The sequence below is a fragment of the Magnetospirillum sp. UT-4 genome (assembly GCF_902729435.1).
Lineage (GTDB): Bacteria > Pseudomonadota > Alphaproteobacteria > Rhodospirillales > Magnetospirillaceae > Magnetospirillum.
The window spans coordinates 1-1,222 of sequence record NZ_CACVCG010000118.1 but is presented as its reverse complement, the minus strand read 5'-3'; the positions used below and the strand labels follow the sequence as shown (position 1 = coordinate 1,222).

The following is a 1,222-nucleotide window of genomic DNA, read 5'->3' as shown; positions in this document are numbered from 1 at the left end:
AGGGGAATCGCATTTGAAAAAAGCGGGTAGCGCCTGGCGCTGAAAAGGATTCATTAGGGGGCTCTATCGGCGAAGGATGGATCCCTCAGATGTCCTGGTTTGACAAGGCATTCGACGCGCTACCGGACCCGCGCACCGGCAATGCGACGCGGCACGACCTGCTGGAGATTCTGACGATCGCCCTGACGGCAACGGTGTGCGGGGCGGAAAGTTGCTCGGACTTTGCCGACTTTGCGGTCGACCGCGAGGATCTGTTCCGTGAGTTCCTGCGGCTGGAGCATGGGGTTCCGAGCCACGATACCTTCTCACGCGTCTTTCGGCTTCTCGACCCGGCGGCGTTTGCCGCGTGTTTCGGCCGCTTCCTTGATGAACTGGGTGCGGCGGGAGAAGGCGTGATCGCCATCGACGGCAAGACGCTGCGGCGTTCCTTCGACGACGCGGCGCGCACCAATCCGCTGGCGGTGGTGACGGCGTTCGCGTCGGCCGCGCGCCTGGTGGTGGGCCAGCGCAGCTACCGGGTGGCCGAGGGCGACAGCGAGATCGTGGCGGCCCGCGCCCTGCTGGAGTGTCTGGACCTGAAGGGCCATCTGGTGACCGCCGACGCCATCCACTGCCAGGAAGAGACCGCCCGAACGATCCGCAAGCGCGGCGGTGACTACCTGCTGCGGCTGAAGGGGAACCATCCCGCGCTCCATGCGTCGGTGGTGGAGTACTTCGCCGACCCGGACCTGCGGGCCGGGCTGGCGAACACCACCACCACCGACGCCGACCATGGCCGGATCGAGACCCGACGAGCCTGGGTCTGCCACGACCTGGACTGGCTGCGCGGGCCGAAATCGGCCAGCACCGAGCCGGTTATGCTGCCGGACATGGCCTGCCTGGGCATGATCGAGGCGACCGTCGAACATCGCGGCAAGACCACCGTCACCCGCCACTACCATGTTGCGTCGCGCCCCCTGCAGGCGGCCGACTATTTGGCCGCAGCTCGTGCTCACTGGTCGGTGGAAAACGGACTGCACTGGGTACTCGACGTCGTCTTCGACGAGGATCGCGCCAGAAACCGCAAGGATCACGGCCCCGAGAACCTCGCCACCCTACGCAAATTGGCCCTCAACGTCCTCAACCGCGCCCGCCCCGGCATCTCCGTCCGACGCAAGCGAAAGCGATCAGGATGGTCCAATGACTTCGCGAGATCCATCCTCGGCCAAATGCGATGACCGTG

The 1,222-nt window shown here is 65.7% G+C and carries 1 protein-coding gene; it reads left to right on the top strand.

Going from position 1 to position 1,222, the window contains the following annotated elements; genetic code table 11:
- Positions 1-89: 89 nt before the first annotated feature.
- Positions 90-1,217, top strand: coding sequence for an ISAs1 family transposase (locus MTBUT4_RS15195; protein ID WP_173980546.1), 1,128 nt, complete (start codon positions 90-92; stop codon positions 1,215-1,217).
- Positions 1,218-1,222: the final 5 nt, after the last annotated feature.

What these genes read in the sequence shown, in the direction of transcription:
- MTBUT4_RS15195 (WP_173980546.1), top strand. Translation starts at nt 90, where the DNA reads ATGTCCTGGTTTGACAAGGCATTCGACGCGCTACCGGACCCGCGCACC.